The following is an 18,373-nucleotide window of genomic DNA, read 5'->3' on the forward strand; positions in this document are numbered from 1 at the left end:
CGGCCGTTGCACTGCTATCTAGCCGGCGAATAAGGTAGAGTGAATGTGTGTGATGTGTCTCACCGGGCTGTGTTGATCGTGTGGGCGCATCGGAATATCACGTGAAAGAACCTGACATCTAACAAGAGGAGTTCATCATGGCAGAATATGCAGGCCAGTTTGACGATCAGGGGACGAAGCCGTACGTCGTCGATATCGAAAAAGCAACACTGGATAACACCACGTTCCGCACAACCATGTGGACTGGCGAAAAGCTCCAGCTCACCGTTATGGAAATCCCGGTTGGCGAATGCATCGGCCTGGAAGTCCACCACGGCATCGATCAGTTCCTGCGCATCGAAGCAGGCGAAGGGTTGTGCCAGATGGGGCCGGCGGAAGACGATCTGAACTTCGAACGCAAAGTCGCTGATGATGACGCCATTTTTGTGCCAGCCGGCATGTGGCACAACGTTACCAATACTGGCGATGAAGCCCTGAAACTGTACACGATTTATGCTGGGCCAGATCATGTGGCTGGCACCGTGCACCCAACCAAGGCGGATGCTGAAGCCGATCCGAATGAGGACTGATTCTTAAGTTCTACAAGCTGTGGCCGGGTGCGATGCACCCGGCCACATGTGTGATAAGCCCGGCCGTGTGCATTCAGTTTGCATTTTCGGGGCAAAAGTCGGCGGAACGCCGGTCCAAACGCCAAAAATGCAAACTGAATGCACAGGAGTGCGTTTATTTGGCCAGCGTCTGATCCAAGAATGAGATAATCAGAGCCATCACCTGGGCCGTTTGCTTGATGTCGGCCGCCCCGGCGTGCCCGCCTTCCGTGTTTTCGTGATAGTAGGCGGTAAATCCAGCATCGTGAATCTTTTGGAAGAATTTGCGTGCATGGCCTGGGTGAACGCGATCGTCGCGGGTGGACGTGGTGATGAGGATCGGCGGATATGGCCCCGTGCCAACGTTGTGATACGGCGAGTAGGCCTTTAAATATTCCCAATCGTCAGTATCCGGGTTGCCATATTCTTCCATCCACGATGCGCCGGCCAGCAAGTGCGAGAACCGCTTCATGTCCAGCAACGGAACGCGGCACACGATCGCGCCGAAGTGATCCGGGTAGGTGGTGTACATGTTCCCCATGAGCATGCCGCCGTTGGATCCGCCGGTGGCGGCCAACTGCGGCACGGTGGTGATGCCGGATTCCACCAGGTCACGGGCTACTGCGGCGTGGTCTTCGTAGGCTTTGTGGCGGTTTTCGCGCAGGGCGGCTTGATGCCAGCGCGGCCCGAATTCGCCGCCGCCGCGAATGTTGGAGAGTGCGTACACGTATCCGCGTTCGAGCCACAGTTTTCCATAGGTGACGTTGTAGGACGGCAGCCGGGAGACCTCGAATCCGCCGTATCCATCTAGCAGGGTTCGGGTTGGCTGCTTGCCATCGAGTGCCACAGTTGGCCCAACAACGAAGTATGGGATTTGCGTGCCGTCGTCGGAGGTTGCCCATCGTTGCCGAACGTCGAGTCCGTCCGTGTTGAATCGTTGCGGTGCTTGGCGCAGTTGTGTGAGAGGGAGTTCACCGGGGGAGACGGTTGCGTAAAACAGGGTTGTTGGTTGCAAGAAGCCGGAGGCAGTCACCCAGACGTTATTTGATGTTTCCGCATCAACCGCGGCAATGCTCACAGTAGAGAACTGTGGAATATCGGGATGGAGTTCGCATGTCTCCCACGAAGAATCACTATCATACGCGAACCAGAACCGTTGCTGAACATTGTCAAGGGTGGTGAAAACAATTCCGTCTGCTACTGGAGACATAGACAGTAGTGACGAAGTTTCAGACGGTTGGTAAAGAACGTGAATATCGCTAGCGGACGGGCCGGCAAGAGCGGCTGCATAAGGAAGTGTCAAAAGCGAGCCAGCCGAGTAAGTTTGATCATCAACGCTCCACGGGTAGCGCAATTCTAGAACCGCCCAATCACGGATGGTGCTGACCATAGCCGATCCGGGGAGCTTAATTGGCGTGGCGATAACTTCGGCATTGTTGACAACAGACTGTAGATCAACATCCCACAGTTCTTCGGTACGGAAATCGGTTGCGCGGTAGGCGAGGATTTTTTCGTAGCCTGGGGTGTGATCGTAGGCGGCGCTGACAATAACATCATCATATTCTCCGCGAATGATTTCACACGCGTGAGCTAAATCTTCGCCGCGTTTCCAGACCCGAGCGGAGATGGGATAGCCGGATGCGGTGAGTGAATCGGGGCCGAAGTCTGCTGCGATGAGTACGGTATCGCGATCGATCCAGGTCATGTTGCCTTTGGATTCGGGCTTGATGAAGGCATCGGATGGATCGACGAACGTGCGGGTGGCGAGGTCGAATTCTCGCACGACGTTCGTGTCCGAACCGCCTGGGTGAAGCGAGATGAGTGCGCGATCGTAAGTGGGGTAGAGGAGTTGAGCTCCACCGAAAACCCAGGCTTCCTGTTCGCCAAGAGCGTCAACGTCTACAAGAACGTCCCATTCTGGTTCTGTTTCCGGGGAAACGTACGCAAGGTAATCAGTAAATAAGGTGCGGCGCCACAAGCCACGTGGGTGTTCGCCGTCGACGTAAAAATTGTATGCGTAATCGCCGCGCTTCGCGGCCACGATCAGCTTGTCTTTCGCGGAAAGAATCGTGTCCAATTCCTGCTGGCGCTGGGAAAACTCGGGGCCGCCGAAGCGGGCGATCGTGGCGTCTGACAGGCCGCTGGCCCAGGCCATGTTGGCGTCGTTTAGTTCTTCTAAGTGGAGGTATGGATCGTTCATAGTCATGAAGATATCCTACCTTTTTCAACGAAAAGTCGAAGTGTCACGAAAATGTGTGGGAGGGTGGGAATAAAATGGAACGTGAACAAGTTGAGTGATATGGACTCAAGAATGAATTAGTGGACTGGACATAAGTTCCCCACTGAGGCACACTTGAGAGGTAGAAGTTTTGATCGGCGCGAGGCGCCGGGATGAAAAGGAGTCATTTCAATGGCACGTGCAGTAGGTATTGATTTGGGAACCACGAACTCGGTTGTTACCGTGCTCGAAGGTGGCGAACCAACCGTTATCGCAAATGCGGAAGGTCAGCGTACTACGCCGTCCGTCGTCGGCTTTTCTAAGACCGGCGAAGTTCTTGTTGGTGAAATTGCTAAGCGTCAGGCTGTTAACAACGTCGAACGCACAATCTCCTCAGTGAAGCGTCACATGGGTGATGATTGGACCGTTGAAATTGACGACAAGAAGTACACCCCACAGCAGATTTCTGCGTTCATTTTGCAGAAGCTGAAGAAGGATGCGGAAGCATACTTGGGCGATACCGTTACCGATGCGGTTATCACCGTTCCTGCATACTTCAACGATGCTCAGCGCCAGGCAACAAAGGATGCCGGCCAGATTGCTGGCTTGAATGTTCAGCGTATTGTGAATGAACCAACCGCGGCGGCACTCGCCTACGGTTTGGAAAAGGGCAATGAAGATGAACTTATCCTCGTCTTCGATCTTGGTGGCGGTACATTCGATGTGTCGTTGCTTGAAGTGGGCAAGGATGAAGATGGATTCTCCACCATCCAGGTTCGCGCAACCTCCGGTGATAACAAGCTCGGTGGCGATGATTGGGATCAGCGCATCATCGATTGGCTGGTTACCCAGGTGAAGAACAACCACGGTGTTGATCTGTCCAAGGATAAGGTTGCGTTGCAGCGCCTGAAGGAAGCGGCTGAGCAGGCCAAGAAGGAACTCTCCTCCGCAACCTCCACCAACATTACGTTGCAGTACCTCTCCATGTCGGAGAACGGCCCACTGCACTTGGATGAAAAGCTCACCCGTGCGGCTTTCGAAGAAATGACCAAGGATCTGCTCGAACGCACCAAGGCTCCATTCAAGAAGGTTATCGAAGATGCAGATGTTACCATCTCTGAAATCGATCACATCGTGTTGGTTGGCGGTTCCACCCGTATGCCAGCAGTAACCGAGGTTGTCAAGCAGCTTACCGGCGGTAAGGAACCAAACAAGGGCGTGAATCCAGACGAAGTCGTTGCCGTTGGTGCAGCGCTCCAGGCAGGCGTTCTTTCCGGTGATCGTACCGATGTTTTGCTGATTGACGTCACCCCACTCTCCTTGGGTATCGAAACCTTGGGTGGGCGCATGACAACCCTCATTGAACGCAACACTGCTATCCCAACCAAGAGCTCCCAGGTATTCTCCACCGCGGAAGATAACCAGCCATCGGTTCTCATCCAGGTTTACCAAGGTGAACGCCCATTCGCTCGCGATAACAAGTTGCTCGGCACATTCGAACTTGGCGGCATTGCTCCGGCTCCACGTGGCCGCCCACAGATCGATGTGACCTTCGATATTGACGCCAACGGTATCGTCCACGTGTCCGCAAAGGATCTGGGCACCGGTAAGGAACAGTCCGTTACCATCACCGGCGGTTCGGCACTGTCCAAGGAAGATATCGAACGCATGGTCAAGGAAGCAGAAGAACACGCTGTCGAAGACGAAAAGCGCAAGGAAGAAGCCGATGTGCGCAACTCCGGCGAACAGCTTGTTTACAGCATCGAATCGGTGCTCAAAGACAACGCAGATAAGCTCGATGATGCCGTCACCACTGAAGTCCGCACTGCAGTTGATGCACTGAAGGAAGCTCTCAAGGGTGAAGACGTTGCGGCTATCAAGACCGCTACGGAAGAGCTAAACACGAAGGCTCAGAAGATTGGCGAAGCCCTCTACGCTCAGGCTCAAGCAGAACAGGCCGCAGGCGCTGCACCAGAAGGTTCTGCCCCACAGGCTGATGATGACGTGATTGACGCAGAGATCGTTGACGAAAAGAACGACTCTAAGTGAGTGAATAATCCGGGACCACGATGTACCCGTGGTCCCGGATTTTCCTTACCTATTGTGACGATAAAACCGGAAAGGACGATCCTGACTCATGATGGACGAAGAAAATACCCCGCTTCAGCCCGAAGAACCTGTCACGCCAGAAACTGACGCCGCAGATCAAGAGGTTGGCAAAACCGCACAAGAAGACGGCGAACCAACAATTTCCGAAGCCGATCAAGCACTACTGAAAGTTGCCGAGCTCGAAGAACAACTGGCTCGTCGTAACGCAGATCTGTACAACTTGCGCCAAGAATACAACGGGTATGTGAAGCGTTCGAAAGCAGATGGCCTCGTCCAATACGATGCCGGTATCGCCAAGGTCCTCGACACCTTACTTCCGGTTTTGGATGACATCATGCTGGCTCGGCAACACGATGACCTCACCGGACCAACCGGAACCATCCTGGAAAAGCTCGAAGCAACGTTATCAACGAACTTCAAGATGGAACGTTTCGGCGCCGAAGGTGATGTTTTCGATCCGAATCTGCACGAAGCGCTCATGGCAACCCCATCGGCTGACGTTACCGAAGAACAAGTAGGACAACTTATCCAGCCCGGATATATGGTTGACGGGCGCGTGATCCGTCCCGCGCGCGTCGGCGTCTTTAAGCCAGAATAAGACGTTAACGCGCGGGTAAAACATAGAAGAAGGAGGTGAACATATTATGGCTAGTCAAGACTGGATGAACAAAGATTTTTATCAGGCCTTAGGCGTATCGAAAACTGCGTCAGCAGAAGAAATTAAAAGCGCCTATCGCAAACTTGCCCGCAAATATCACCCGGATCGTAACCCTGGGGATACCGCTGCAGAAGCGAAATTCAAAGAAATTTCGGAAGCATACGGAGTCCTGAAAGACGATCAAGAGCGCAAACAATACGATGCTATCCGCTCGATGTCTGGTGGTGCGCGATTCACGCCAGGAAGTGGTGGCTTTGAAGACATCTTCTCGGGAATGTTCAATCAAGGCAGGTCACAAAGCGGATATTCAACAATGGGAGACGCACCTGGCTTCGAAGATATTCTCAAAAATATGTTCGGCCAGGGAGCTCCGCAACCGAACGGCGCCGGCGGATTCGGCGGTTTCGGTGGATTTGGTAAACGCGGCCCAGAGCGTGGCGGTGACATTAAAGCTAAAGCTCAACTCACGTTCCGGCAAGCCGTCGATGGCGCCACAATTACACTGAATATCAACGGTAAGCCGATTACTGCGCGTATTCCAAAGGGCGTGACTGACGGTCAAAAAATACGTCTGAAAGGCAAAGGCCACCCCGGAACAAACGGTGGAGCTAACGGCGATCTGCTCGTGACAGTCTCAGTGGAAAACCATCCAGTATATGAACTTCGCGGACATGATCTTTACGTCAACGTTCCTATTTCTTTCGACGAAGCATTGCTAGGCGCGATTATTGACGTTCCTATGCTCAACGGTGACTGCGTGAAAGTAAAAATTCCACAAGGATCAACCACTGGCAAAACAATGCGCGTGCGCGGCAAAGGCCTCGACGGTGCCAACGGCAAAGTGGGGGACATGTATGTCAAACTCACTATTAATGTGCCTGGGGAAGTTTCTGACGAAGCTCGCAGAGCAGTTGAAGCCTACCGAAACGCAACCACAGATATCGATCCGCGTGCCGATTTTATTAAAATGACACGTATCTAAGAGAAGTTCTCTGGCTACAATCGCATCGTGTAGCCAGAGAATTTCATGCACCTGAGCCCATAGGAGAGGAAAAGATGGCGAAAGTGTCGAAAACTGCTCCGATCCTTACTGTTTCGGTCGCTGCAGAACTTGCCGGAATGCATGCGCAAACAGTGCGGCAATATGACCGTTTGGGTCTTGTGGTAGCCAAACGTACCCGCGGCGGCGGGCGGCGTTATTCGTTGAACGACGTCGATCGGCTCACCGAGATTCAGCGCCTATCCCAAGATGAGGGAATTAACCTCGCTGGTATTTCGCGAATTTTTGAATTGCGAGATGAACTAGAAAAAATTGTTCGCGCCAAAAACGCGATGGAAAAACAGTTAATGCGGTTACGTCTTGCCTATGCTGAGATGGAAAAACATATCCAATCTCAGCGCGAACGCCAAGAGCGTGTTTTTGCGGTTGACTCTTCGGGCGAAGTTACTGCTTCGGCGTCGTTAGAACTTTTGCGACGTCAACTCTATGCGGCTCGGGAAGACGAACGGCAGCGTTCCTCGCGTAATGCCGCCCATCAGCACGGCTCTTCGCATGCGGCCCTGGTCCCGCAATCGTCAACCGACTGGCTTGTTGCCCTGATCGAGCAGCATGTGCGTCAAGAAATGAACGCCTATGAGCCAGTAACGGATGACTATATTGACCTTGAAGAGCTTGATACGTACATGAAAACTCGCGACTGATGAGCATGATATCGGCCCTACGTGGTCAATTGACGTCGGCGGAACAGTGGCCTGAATACGATCTTGTTTCTGGGGATTACGTGCCGCTAGTATCCGCGGTTGGGAATCGGCGCTTAGCGGCGGTCATGATTGCATTGAACGATCGCGGTACCCAATCTGGCGCTGGTCCTATCGAAATTTTGCTCACTCGCCGGGCTGCGCATATGCGCCACCATCCAGGGCAGATAAGTTTTCCGGGCGGTGGCCAAGATGGCGCGGAGACTCCTGCGCAAACGGCGGTGCGCGAGACTGCGGAAGAGGTAGGAATACCGGCGGAAAAATTAGATATTCTCGGGGCGTTACCGGCGTTGCACGCGCCACGAACTAATCATTGGGTGGTGCCGGTGGTATCGCGCGTCACGGGGACGCCGTCTTTGGTTCTTAACTCGGATGAGGTTGCCAGCGTACATTGGGTGGATGTATTGGCGTTAGCTGATCCGCATCATCGAGTGACGTGGCGGCGTTCGCACTATTCGGGGCCAGGTTTTCTTGTTGACGGGAAGCTCGTGTGGGGCTTTACCGCGACCTTGTGTGACCAGCTTCTGGACCGTGCCGGGCTGGCGCTTGCGTGGGATTCGCGCCGGGTGATTGACGTTGACGCGGGTTAGTTTTCGCGTGTTGTGTGTAGCGTGGCGATAACGTCGTCGTAATAGTTTGCGAAAACGTTTGGTTCGGGATTGTTCCAGCGGCGTTCGACGACGTCGAACGGGTAAATAATGACTTGTTGCTCGCCGAGGCTTCCTACCAGGACGACGACGGACGTGGTGCCGTCCGTGACGCTCGCCCACTGCATATTGGTATGTTGCTGAATGATATATCCGAGTGCCGCGCCAAGGTTGAGACGCATTTGCGGGGTCGGTATCTCACCTAGTGAGCGTAGACGTGCAAATTCTTGGTCAATGCACGAAATGTCGGCGAGGAGGCCGTGTTGTTCGGCGTAGGTGACGCCGGAAATGATCTGATCTTGAGCTTCTGGCGAGAGCTGGCGGATATGCAGTTCAGTCATAGGGGCATTTTATCCCACAAAGGAAGGGTGTGAGAATTTCATTAACGAAAACGTCTCATTATGTTAAACATATGTATCAAAATGTAAAACCGGTCACTCGTATGATGTTTTATTGGTAGTCTCGTAATGATTCTGTGACACGGAGTCAGATCATAAACGAATGAAAGGTAAAGGGCATTGAAACTTTCGCATTCGAAACGATGGGCGGCCATGATTGTGGCGCCTATGGTTGCACTGCCAATGATGGCACTTCCTGCGCAAGCGACTACTGCTAATGATGATGTTGTCATTAGTGAGGTGTATGTTAAGGGTGATACGAAAGACGGCAAGTATTACGACTTCGTTGAGTTGTATAACCCAACGAACAAAAAGATTTCTCTTACAAACTACTCGGTAGAATATTTTTCCAGTAAAGGAAAAGGCACAGGGGCCGTTAAACTTTTGGGAGATATTGCTCCGAAAGGTCATTTCCTGATTCTTGGAAATGGAAAAAATCCAAATCAAAAACTGCAGCAGGATGCCAAAGGTAAACTGAATATGGCAGTTGCTTCTGGGTCTGTAAAGCTTACCAAGGATGGCGCAACAGAAGTTGATCTTTTTGGTTGGGGAGCGCCAAGGCTCTTTGAAAAAGTTGCACTTAATAAGAAAACAGACGCTGCCACTTCTTATCAGCGCACTAATCCTGATAAAGATACAAACGATAACAGTGTAGATTTCACGGTAGCTGAAGCAACGCCAACTTTTACTGGCGGAGATGCTAAGTTAGCAGATAATCCAGTTCCACCAGTCGATAAACCAGCTCAGCCAGGTGGGGATTCTGGCGAAAGAACTACTCCGGCTCCAGAGGCTCCGGCGGATCCGGCTCCGGCGGGTCAAAAGCTTGCAATTGCAGACATTCAGGGAACTGGCAGCGAGTCGCCACATAAGGGCAAGGAAGTAACAACCACAGGTGTTGTAACTGCTGTTTACAAGTACGGTTTCTATGGTTTCTACATGCAGACGCCTGGAGATGATAAGACCCCTGACGCTTCTGACGGTATCTTTGTCTACTCTCCAAAAGAAAACTCAGTGAAATTTGCTGACATCGCTGTCGGAAAACAGGTAGAAGTTACCGGAACAGTCGATGAGTATTACGGTTTAACTCAGATTAAGCACAAGTCATTGACCGTGCTTCCAGATGCACCAGAAAAAGTAAAGCCAGTTGTTCTTAACAAAATTCCAGATGGCGATGAGGCCCGCGAAAAGCTGGAAGGCATGCTGGTGAAAGTAACTGGCAAATACACAGTTTCTTCGAACTACAACACTAACCGTCACGGCACCTTGGATCTCGCTCCTGGTGAAAGCCCGTTCCGTAACCCATCAGATGTCACTGCTGACAAAGCACAGTGGCCAATGATTAAAGAAAAGAACGAACGCGAACGCATCGCTCTCGATGACGGCTCATCGGTTGACTACACCAAGAAAGATAAAAAGGCGTGGACGCATTACGATTCCCCAGTTCCTTACCTTGATGTGAACAACCCATTGCGAGTCGGAACCGTTGTCACCCTGCCACAAGAAATGATTCTTGACTATCGAAGCAACCAGACAAACAAGGATACATACGAAAAGTGTTGGTCCTTGCAACCAACCAAGCCATTGTCGGATAAGAAAGATCTTGCGAATAAAGAATGGACTAACTGGGTACAGTTCACCTCTACTCGCCAAGATGCACCACAATTTACCGAAGGCAATCTATCGATCACCTCGTTTAACGTGCTCAACTACTTCACCACATTGGGTGAAGAGTTTAAGTGCAAGGGATACTCCTCACATGACGGTATTCAACTGACGTCGAACAACACGTGCAATGCACGTGGCGCCGCATCTCAAAAGGCTTTCGAGATGCAACAATCGAAGATCGTCAAAGCGATTAACGCTCTCGACTCAAGCATTGTTGGGCTTGAAGAAATCGAAAACTCGGTTAAATTCGGTAAGGATCGCGACACGGCACTTAACGCGTTAGTCGCTGCGCTCAATAAAGACGCCGGAAGAGAGAAATGGGTTGCCGTCAAGTCTCCTGCTGCCGATAAGCTCCCAGCACTGGATAAGCAAGATTTCATTCGCTTAGCTTTCATTTATCAAAAAGACAAAGTAAAGACTGTTGGCGAATCAGAAGTACTTATTGACGGAAAACAATGGGCCTACGCTCGCCAACCACTAGCACAAAAATTTGTTGCGCTAGAGAACGGCAAAGAATCCGGTAAACCATTTGTTATTGTTGTCAACCACCTCAAATCTAAAGGATCAGACAAAGATCCAGGTCATCCAGATGACGGATTCCAAGGAAACAACAATCATTTACGAGTTCTTCAAGTAACTGAAATGGCTCAATGGGTAGCGAAGAAGTTTGCTGATGAACCAGTGTTCATCCTGGGCGATCTCAACTCCTACACATTCGAAGATCCACTAATGACACTTGAAAAAGAGTTTGGATACACGTCTATCGCACAAAAGACAGGTATCAAAAACCACTCCTACCAGTACGGCGGACTCGTTGGATCTCTCGATCACGCACTGGGCAACCCAGCAGCTATGGCAATGGTTAAAGCAGCCGACGTGTGGAATGTCAACGCTATGGAGCCACTCGCCTTCGAGTACTCCCGCTACAACTACAACATCAACTACAAGAACCTGTTTGATGCTGCTTCCCCATTCCGCTCTTCCGATCACGATCCAATCAAGGTAGCAATCGAGACCCGTGAGAAGAAGGCTGAAGAACCAAAGACAGTCAGCCCAGGAGCAACCGCAGTCATGCCGCACGCTGACGATCCAGCTGCCTGCAAGGTCAAGCCATTCGTTACCGTAACCCCAGTCGATGGTGTTACCTACAGCATCACCGTCGACGGCAAGGAAATTCAGCCTCGTGACACCGACGCTAACACGTTCGAATATGACTACGGCAAGACCGTCGTCGTCACCGCAAAACTGGCCGACGGATACACGTTAGCCGAAGGCGCACAAACCACCTGGACGTGGACCGCGCCAAGCCTCGAAGAACTCAAATGCGTAATCCCGCAAACTGAGCTCACCCCGGCCACAACAAAGCCAGCGGAAACCAAGAAAACTGGTACTGCGGCACAAGACAGCCAGAAACAAACCGAGCCAACCCAACAGGTTACCGGGCTCGCAAAGACTGGCGCTAGCGTCCTCGTCATCACCGGTGTTGCACTCCTACTCATCGTAGGCGGAACCGTGCTGACCCGTCGTCGCCAAAAATAATCTGACACACAGCAGATAAAACCGGAGAGGCTAGCAGAAAAATCTGCTAGCCTCTCCCAATTATCGTCTCATTCAGCAATTGGACCAACAACCGCATCGCAAACCGTAACCAAATCCGCCGGCGCGATCCCCACCGAGATATCTCGTTTGCCGCCCGACACCAGAATCATATCTAGCTCCAACGCCGAGGCATCGAGAAAAATCGGGCTGCGCTTCTTCTGGCCCAGCGGAGAAATACCGCCCGTCACATACCCCGTCAGCTTTTCCGCCTGCTGCGGGTCCATCATCGCCACCGACTTCACCCCAGCTAGCTTCGCCAACGCCTTCAGATTCAGCCGACTACTGGCCGGAACCACGCCCACAAACGAATCCCGCCCAGATTCAACCATCAAGGTTTTAAACACTGCGTTCGGGGAAATCCCCAACACGCTCGCCGTATCCAACGCATAGCCTTTGTCCATGTGCGTCGAATGTTCATACTCATAAACTTTAAACTCCACGCCCGACTTCTCCAGCACATTTAACGCCGGAGTGCCCGCGTGACCTGATTTCTTCTTACTGGCCATGACACAATACAATCATGAGTCAAGATATTCGTTTCTACCTTCGCCCGGCCGCGCGTGTCGACGCCGTCGCCCTCCATGGTCTTCGCACCGCACTTTTCGCTGAAATCACGCCCGATGACGTCCGTGATACCGCCGCTGACCTCGACGAACTTATCGCAATTTTGACCGATCCGGGCTCCACAAGCATCTGGGTGGCCGACGTTGACGACGAACTAGCCGGATACGCACGTGCCGACGCTCTCGGAGCCGGACACGAACGCATGATCGCACTTAACGAAATCGGGGTACGAGCCGACCTGCGTCGCCACGGACTCGGAACCAAACTGATGTATGCCGCGATCGGGGACATGCCAGCCTACGCCCAAGGCACACGTACCGATGCGGAAACTGCAGGTAAAGAAGCAGAGCGAGAATTCTTCGTCGCCCACGGATTCACCTTAACCGAACAAGCCGGCCGATATATTCGCTAACTGTTTAAACGAGCAATCTCAGTGTTTAACGCAGTCGCAAACAACGTCCACGCGGCATACGGGGCAAGCCCAACCCCAGCAAGACGGGAGACTTTCCAGGCCCGATGAGTCAAATACGATGACGACGCGGCCAACAAAGCCACCTCACCGGCAGCCAGCCACTGATTGCGCACATTCCAATACAACACACTCCACGTCGCGTTAAGTACCAGATTCGCGGCGAGAGCGCGCTTGAACCGGCGTCGCTCCTGATCAATCGCAGCTATCTTTTCACTATCGTCTCCGGCGGCAATACGCTGTTTATCCAATTCGGTCAACACGTATGCAGACGCTGCGGCAATAGCGGAATACAGGGCCGACCATGCGATCGGGAAAGCAATCTCCGGCGGCTGCCACGACGGCTTTTGCTGGGTCTTATTCCACAGCGTCTCGGTGTTTGTGGCATAAGAGGCGAGGCTGGCGGCCAGGCCGGTAACGGCGGATGTTTTAGCAAAATTTTTTATAAAGGACATAATGTCAGTATTCTCTTTTATAGATGCTGGCACGCGAACTTTAGCTTACGGCGGATTATGGTGTGAAGGCTGGCTGCTGTGCTGGTTAGGTGTGGTTGGTTGGGGCGCGCTGGGTGGCTCCGCTGGTGCAGGCGAGGTCTTGGAACACGAAAGGAAGAAGGGAACATCATGCTTGGCGAGAAAAAATCTGCCGGAAAGGGGAGGTTTGCGCCGTCGCCAACTGGAGATTTCCACATTGGTAATTTACGGACTGCGCTTTTGGCTTGGGCGTTTGCGCGTCATGACGGACGCACTTTTCATATGCGAATAGAAGATCTTGACGAACGATCGCGTCCGGAATATGTGACTCGGCAGCTTGAAGATCTGACAAAAATCGGAGTGACGTGGGACGGTCCTGAGCTGTTTCAAAGTAAGCGGCTGGAGCGATACGAAGAAGTATTCTCGGGGCTTGCTAGCCAAGACTGGCTGTACGAATGTTTTTGTACGCGCAAAGAACTAGCTAACGTTGTATCCGCGCCGCATCAGCCACCCGGATCGTATCCTGGAACATGTCGAAATCTTACGGCAGACGAACGCGAACAACGTCGCGCGCGTTTTAATGGAACAAACCGTGGCGCAGCATACCGATTAAAAACCCGAGAAAATAGCGGAAGTGTGCATGATCGGCAGTGCGGAGCCTATCAAGGGGCCATCGATGATCTTGTTGTGCGTCGCGGGGATGGGATATTCTCCTATAATTTCGTGTCAGTTGTAGACGATGGTGACTACGGGGTTGACCAAATCGTGCGTGGAGATGACTTATTGCCGTCAACTCCACGTCAGGTATATCTCCAACATGTGCTCGGCTATCAAACTCCCGAATATGCTCATGTTCCATTAGTCCTTAATACGGCAGGGGCGCGCTTGGCTAAACGGGATGGGGCAGTGACATTGCGTCAGCTCGGCGAATGTGGATGGGATGTTAGCGATATCGTGGAATTATTGGCTGGATCTTTGGGGATCAGGCATGATTTAACGGATCGGGAAGGGGATCCGCTAGTAGATCGGGTAGCAGACCAGGTAGCAGATCCGCTAGTAGACCAGCCGGGAATAATTCCTAGATCGGGGATACGTAGCGCGGATGAATTTTTGAAGCATTTCGATCCGGATTTGTTGCCGAGAACGCCGTGGCATCTTGACGTAGAAAAACTTGAAAAAGGACCTGCCGCTTATTACAACGAACGTTAAGGGGGCCGCGGGATGCGTTAGGGGAATGCACGTGTTAGAGCTCTGCCAGTGTTAGAGCCTCCGCTAGTGTGATGTGCACTCTGGCGTTCCTGTTCTGTGTCTGTCTTGTCTCCGTCCTGCGATCTCGGTTTTGCGGGCAGATGTAATGAAATAGCTTTTATCTCTTATATCAACCGAGTTTCCGGACAGAGATAGAAATATAAACAGGCTTAGAAGGCAATCATAGTCATTGCTGACACTGCGTCATTGGTTGAGAATAAGCGAAGACCGCAATGGGCCTTAAATAAAAAGTCGAGGGGGTGAGTCCGAAAATAGCGGACTCACCCCCTCGACTTTAACAAGATGAATTAGGAAGCGTGGCTTCCTTTCCTGACTAGCTTTTCTAAAGAGACGCTAGTTTTGCACATCTTGAACGTTAGATAGCAAGTATGTAGCAACTTTTATTCATTTCCGATTTTGGAATCGAGCGTGCCACGAACTTGAGAAATTTTATCGGAGTGCTTTTCTCCAGCAACTTTCTTGGCAGCATCTTCAGCCTTGTCCAAGACCATATCTGAAATTTCCTCAGCTTTGTCACTCTTGAGGATGTCTTTGTTGCTGTTCAGGGCTTCTTTTGCCTTATCGAAAATCGACATAAACAGCTCCTTTCTCTGAGAATACCGGTTTTGAGTTAATACGATCCTACCGTTAACTCTTCAGGAGTTGCGGCAAGGAGATAGATGTAACTGGATTAATCTCTACAATATCGAGATCTGGGGTTTTCGTCATGTTTTTGAAGAGTGAGGTCTTTTCCAAAGATGGATACGGCGTTGAAGCTGTTGTTTCAGCCAGCGCCGAGTCGTCCCGGAGTGGCAACCTAAGTCCACGGTGCCTATTCTAGAAATTTTACATTGAAATCTTAGGGATTGGATAAAATTTCGTACACGAGTTTCGCTTCCGGACTGGCTACTTACACATAATCGTGAAAGAAGTTTTTCAGCACGATTTCTGGGGATTTTCTTAATAATTTCTCGTGCGGAGTCAAGGCTAATAAGGCATTTGTTGATCGCCGACTCGAAAACGATGAAGGTTCGTGAGAGTCATACTTTGCGACGTGTAAAAGCGCTGTATCCAACGATACGAGTGCTCCCGGAATTTTGTGCCGATGGGCTGGGGTGGTAGGTATTTTGTTTGCAGTTTTATTCCTTGCGGACATGTCGCTGGGGCTGCGTACCCTGCGCACTCAGAATCCCCACCCGCACCCCACCTCCAGAAAGTACACCCCAAAATGCATCTGAATATTGTCAAATAAAATTGAGTGGAATAGACTCAACCTTAGAAGCGTTTTGAAACTGAAAGGTGTTAGCGCTATGCGCCTACACCAGAAGGAAAACTTGTAAAAGTAGGAGTTGTCATGGATAAGTTCACAACAAAATCCCAAGAGGCGCTCGCAGACGCTATCGAGATGGCCACCCGTGCCGGAAATCCGCACGTTGAACCGGCCCACTTGCTGACGTCACTAGTAACACAAACCGGCGGAGTCGCGCGCGCTCTTCTCGACGCGGTTGGCGCAGACGCCGCCCAAATCTCGCAGCGCGCTAAAGCACATGTCGCCACTTTGCCGGGCATGCAGGGTCAGTCTGCCGCGCAACCGCAGGCCTCGCGGCAGCTGAGTCTTGTTTTGTCGGATGCCGGCAAGGAAGCCACGGCTCTGGGGGATGCCTATATTTCTACCGAGCATCTGTTGCTCGCGCTCGCGAATAGTCAAAGCGCGGCCGGGGATATTTTGCGTTCTGCGGGCGCGAACCGCGATCAGCTGAATGCGGCTTTGCCGAACGTGCGAGGAAATCAGCGGGTGACTTCGCCGGATCCGGAGGGCACGTTCAAAGCTTTGGAGAAGTATGGGTCGGATCTGACTCAGATGGCGCGGGATGGCAAGCTGGATCCGGTGATTGGCCGCGATTCGGAGATTCGCCGCGTGGTTCAGGTGTTGAGCCGCCGCACGAAGAACAATCCGGTGTTGATTGGTGAACCTGGTGTGGGTAAAACTGCGGTCGTTGAGGGGCTCGCGCAGCGTATTGTTGATGGTGATGTGCCGGAGTCTTTGCGTGGTAAGCGGCTGATTTCGTTGGATATTTCTGCGATGGTTGCGGGCGCGAAGTATCGTGGCGAGTTTGAGGAACGGTTGAAGGCGGTTCTTCAGGAGATCAAGGATTCCGACGGCGAAGTGGTCACCTTCATTGATGAGTTGCATACCGTTGTGGGTGCCGGTGGTGGTGCTGATGGTGCGATGGATGCTGGGAATATGTTGAAGCCGATGTTGGCTCGTGGGGAGTTGCGTCTTGTTGGTGCAACGACTTTGGATGAGTATCGGGAGCATATTGAGAAGGATCCTGCGTTGGAGCGTCGTTTCCAGCAGATTTTTGTTGGCGAACCGTCGGTTGAAGATACTGTGGCGATTTTGCGTGGTATCGCTCCGAAGTACGAGGCTCACCATAAGGTAACTATTTCTGATGGTGCGTTGGTGGCTGCGGCCACCTTGTCGGATCGCTATATTTCTGGCCGTCAATTGCCAGATAAGGCGATTGATCTGGTGGATGAGGCGGCGTCTCGGCTTCGGATGGAGTTGGATTCTTCTCCGGAGGAGATTGATGTTCTTCAGCGGCAGGTTGATCGTTTGAAGATGGAAAAGTCGTATCTTGAGGAGACTGACGATCAGTCGGATCTCGCCGCTCAGGATCGACTTGAACGTCTTGTTGCCGAGTTGGCGGATAAGTCTGAGGAGCTGGCTGCGTTGAATGCGCGGTGGGAAGCTGAAAAGGCTGGCCGTAACAAGGTTGGCGATTTGCGTGTGCGGCTTGATGAACTGCGTACGGAGTTGGAGAAAGCGATTCGTGAGGGCCGTTATGAGGATGCGGGACGTTTGCAGAATGGTGATATTCCGCAGGTGGAAGCGCAGATCGCGGCGGGTGAAGCGGATGAACAGCAGCCGTCTGATACGCCTCCGATGATTGCTGAGAAGGTGGATGCGGATGGGATTGCGGAAGTGATCGCGTCCTGGACTGGGATCCCGGTTGGTCGCCTGATCCAGGGGGAAACTGAGAAACTGCTCACCATGGAGGAGCATATCGGCCAGCGTCTGATTGGTCAGCGCGCGGCGGTTCGTTCGGTGTCTGACGCGGTGCGCCGTTCGCGCGCAGGCGTGGCAGATCCGAATCGCCCCACGGGCTCATTCCTGTTCCTTGGCCCCACGGGCGTTGGTAAGACTGAGCTCGCGAAGTCCTTGGCTGATTTCCTTTTCGACGACGAACGCGCCATGGTCCGCATCGACATGTCCGAATACTCGGAGAAGCATTCCGTGGCTCGCCTCGTAGGTGCCCCTCCGGGATACGTGGGATATGAGGAAGGCGGCCAGCTCACTGAGGCTGTGCGCCGCCGCCCATACGGTGTGGTGTTGCTGGATGAAGTTGAGAAGGCACATCCGGAAGTTTTCGATATCCTCTTGCAGGTTCTCGACGACGGCCGGTTGACCGACGGCCAAGGCCGCACAGTTGATTTCCGGAACACGATTCTGATTTTGACATCGAATCTGGGATCGCAATTCTTAACATCCGGTGATCTGACCGCGGAAGAAAAGCGTGCAGCTGTGATGAATGCTGTCCATGGCAACTTTAAGCCAGAGTTCATCAACAGGCTCGATGATCTGATCATCTTCGATCCGTTAAGCGTTGAAGATATTGAAAAGATCGTCGATTTGCAGGTGGCTCAACTGGCCAACAGGCTAGCATCGCGCCGAATCTCCCTTGATGTCACGCGGGCAGCAACCTCAATGCTCACCCTCGACGGCTATGATCCGGCATACGGTGCACGCCCACTTCGCCGCCTAATACAGCGCGAAATCGGCGATCAGCTCGCACGCATGATCCTAGCCGGAGAAGTAGAAGACGGCACCACCGTCGTCGTCGATGCGAAAGAAAACGAAACCTTCGAAGGTGACCATCGGCTAACGTTGCACGCGGCGTGAGCCGTCCCAAGGAGTG

General features: G+C 52.4%; 15 protein-coding genes. 10 read left to right on the forward strand and 5 right to left on the reverse strand.

Annotation, left to right across the window (positions count from 1 at the left end; translation table 11 throughout):
* The first annotated feature begins 137 nt into the window (after positions 1-137).
* Positions 138-569 (forward strand): cupin domain-containing protein, encoded by a 432-nt coding sequence (locus tag ARCH_RS00840; protein ID WP_013169427.1) that lies wholly within the window; start codon positions 138-140, stop codon positions 567-569.
* A 154-nt stretch (positions 570-723) separates the two neighbouring features.
* On the opposite strand, the gene ARCH_RS00845 is transcribed toward ARCH_RS00840, so the two are convergent.
* On the reverse strand, positions 724-2,793 hold the full coding sequence (locus ARCH_RS00845; protein ID WP_013169428.1) for a prolyl oligopeptidase family serine peptidase: 2,070 nt from the start codon (positions 2,791-2,793) through the stop codon (positions 724-726).
* Positions 2,794-2,997: 204 nt separating this feature from the next.
* Here ARCH_RS00845 and dnaK point away from each other — a divergent pair, with 204 nt between their 5' ends.
* The 5 genes from dnaK (at position 2,998) to ARCH_RS00870 (ending at position 7,920) form a co-directional block, all read left to right on the forward strand.
* Positions 2,998-4,854 (forward strand): molecular chaperone DnaK, encoded by a 1,857-nt coding sequence (dnaK, locus tag ARCH_RS00850; RefSeq protein WP_013169429.1) that lies wholly within the window; start codon positions 2,998-3,000, stop codon positions 4,852-4,854.
* 88 nt (positions 4,855-4,942) lie between these two features.
* A complete protein-coding gene (gene grpE / locus ARCH_RS00855) occupies positions 4,943-5,512 on the forward strand; it encodes a nucleotide exchange factor GrpE (protein WP_013169430.1) in 570 nt (189 codons plus the stop codon).
* Between the two features lie 46 nt (positions 5,513-5,558).
* Positions 5,559-6,554: a DnaJ C-terminal domain-containing protein gene (locus ARCH_RS00860; RefSeq protein ID WP_013169431.1), complete on the forward strand. Its 996-nt coding sequence runs from the start codon at positions 5,559-5,561 to the stop codon at positions 6,552-6,554.
* Positions 6,555-6,628: 74 nt separating this feature from the next.
* Entirely contained in the window at positions 6,629-7,273 is a 645-nt protein-coding gene (locus tag ARCH_RS10420) for a heat shock protein transcriptional repressor HspR (RefSeq protein ID WP_013169432.1), read from the forward strand.
* Positions 7,273-7,920 carry an NUDIX hydrolase gene (locus tag ARCH_RS00870; protein ID WP_013169433.1) on the forward strand — a complete coding sequence of 216 codons (648 nt, stop codon included), beginning with the start codon at positions 7,273-7,275 and terminating at the stop codon, positions 7,918-7,920. The genes ARCH_RS10420 and ARCH_RS00870 overlap by 1 nt, the downstream gene beginning before the upstream one ends.
* Here the strand turns inward: ARCH_RS00870 and ARCH_RS00875 are convergent.
* The gene (locus tag ARCH_RS00875) at positions 7,917-8,318 is read right to left on the reverse strand and encodes a DUF3806 domain-containing protein (protein WP_013169434.1); all 402 of its coding nucleotides are present in this window, start codon (positions 8,316-8,318) and stop codon (positions 7,917-7,919) included. The genes ARCH_RS00870 and ARCH_RS00875 overlap by 4 nt on opposite strands.
* 177 nt (positions 8,319-8,495) lie before the next feature.
* On the opposite strand from ARCH_RS00875, the gene ARCH_RS00880 reads away from it, so the two are divergent.
* On the forward strand, positions 8,496-11,579 hold the full coding sequence (locus ARCH_RS00880) for an ExeM/NucH family extracellular endonuclease (RefSeq protein WP_049765784.1): 3,084 nt from the start codon (positions 8,496-8,498) through the stop codon (positions 11,577-11,579).
* A 68-nt stretch (positions 11,580-11,647) separates the two neighbouring features.
* On the opposite strand, the gene ybaK is transcribed toward ARCH_RS00880, so the two are convergent.
* On the reverse strand, positions 11,648-12,145 hold the full coding sequence (ybaK, locus tag ARCH_RS00885) for a Cys-tRNA(Pro) deacylase (RefSeq protein ID WP_013169436.1): 498 nt from the start codon (positions 12,143-12,145) through the stop codon (positions 11,648-11,650).
* 14 nt (positions 12,146-12,159) lie between these two features.
* Between ybaK and ARCH_RS00890 the strand changes: the two genes are divergently transcribed.
* On the forward strand, positions 12,160-12,615 hold the full coding sequence (locus ARCH_RS00890; protein WP_013169437.1) for a GNAT family N-acetyltransferase: 456 nt from the start codon (positions 12,160-12,162) through the stop codon (positions 12,613-12,615).
* Here the strand turns inward: ARCH_RS00890 and ARCH_RS00895 are convergent.
* The gene (locus ARCH_RS00895; RefSeq protein WP_013169438.1) at positions 12,612-13,127 is read right to left on the reverse strand and encodes a TspO/MBR family protein; all 516 of its coding nucleotides are present in this window, start codon (positions 13,125-13,127) and stop codon (positions 12,612-12,614) included. The genes ARCH_RS00890 and ARCH_RS00895 overlap by 4 nt on opposite strands.
* 168 nt (positions 13,128-13,295) lie before the next feature.
* On the opposite strand from ARCH_RS00895, the gene gluQRS reads away from it, so the two are divergent.
* Entirely contained in the window at positions 13,296-14,354 is a 1,059-nt protein-coding gene (gene gluQRS, locus ARCH_RS00900; protein WP_013169439.1) for a tRNA glutamyl-Q(34) synthetase GluQRS, read from the forward strand.
* Positions 14,355-14,794: 440 nt separating this feature from the next.
* On the opposite strand, the gene ARCH_RS00905 is transcribed toward gluQRS, so the two are convergent.
* Positions 14,795-14,989, reverse strand: a complete 195-nt coding sequence (locus ARCH_RS00905; RefSeq protein ID WP_013169440.1) for an antitoxin — start codon at positions 14,987-14,989, stop codon at positions 14,795-14,797.
* Between the two features lie 758 nt (positions 14,990-15,747).
* On the opposite strand from ARCH_RS00905, the gene clpB reads away from it, so the two are divergent.
* On the forward strand, positions 15,748-18,357 hold the full coding sequence (clpB, locus tag ARCH_RS00910) for an ATP-dependent chaperone ClpB (RefSeq protein WP_013169441.1): 2,610 nt from the start codon (positions 15,748-15,750) through the stop codon (positions 18,355-18,357).
* Positions 18,358-18,373: the final 16 nt, after the last annotated feature.

The sequence above is a fragment of the Arcanobacterium haemolyticum DSM 20595 genome (assembly GCF_000092365.1).
Lineage (GTDB): Bacteria > Actinomycetota > Actinomycetes > Actinomycetales > Actinomycetaceae > Arcanobacterium > Arcanobacterium haemolyticum.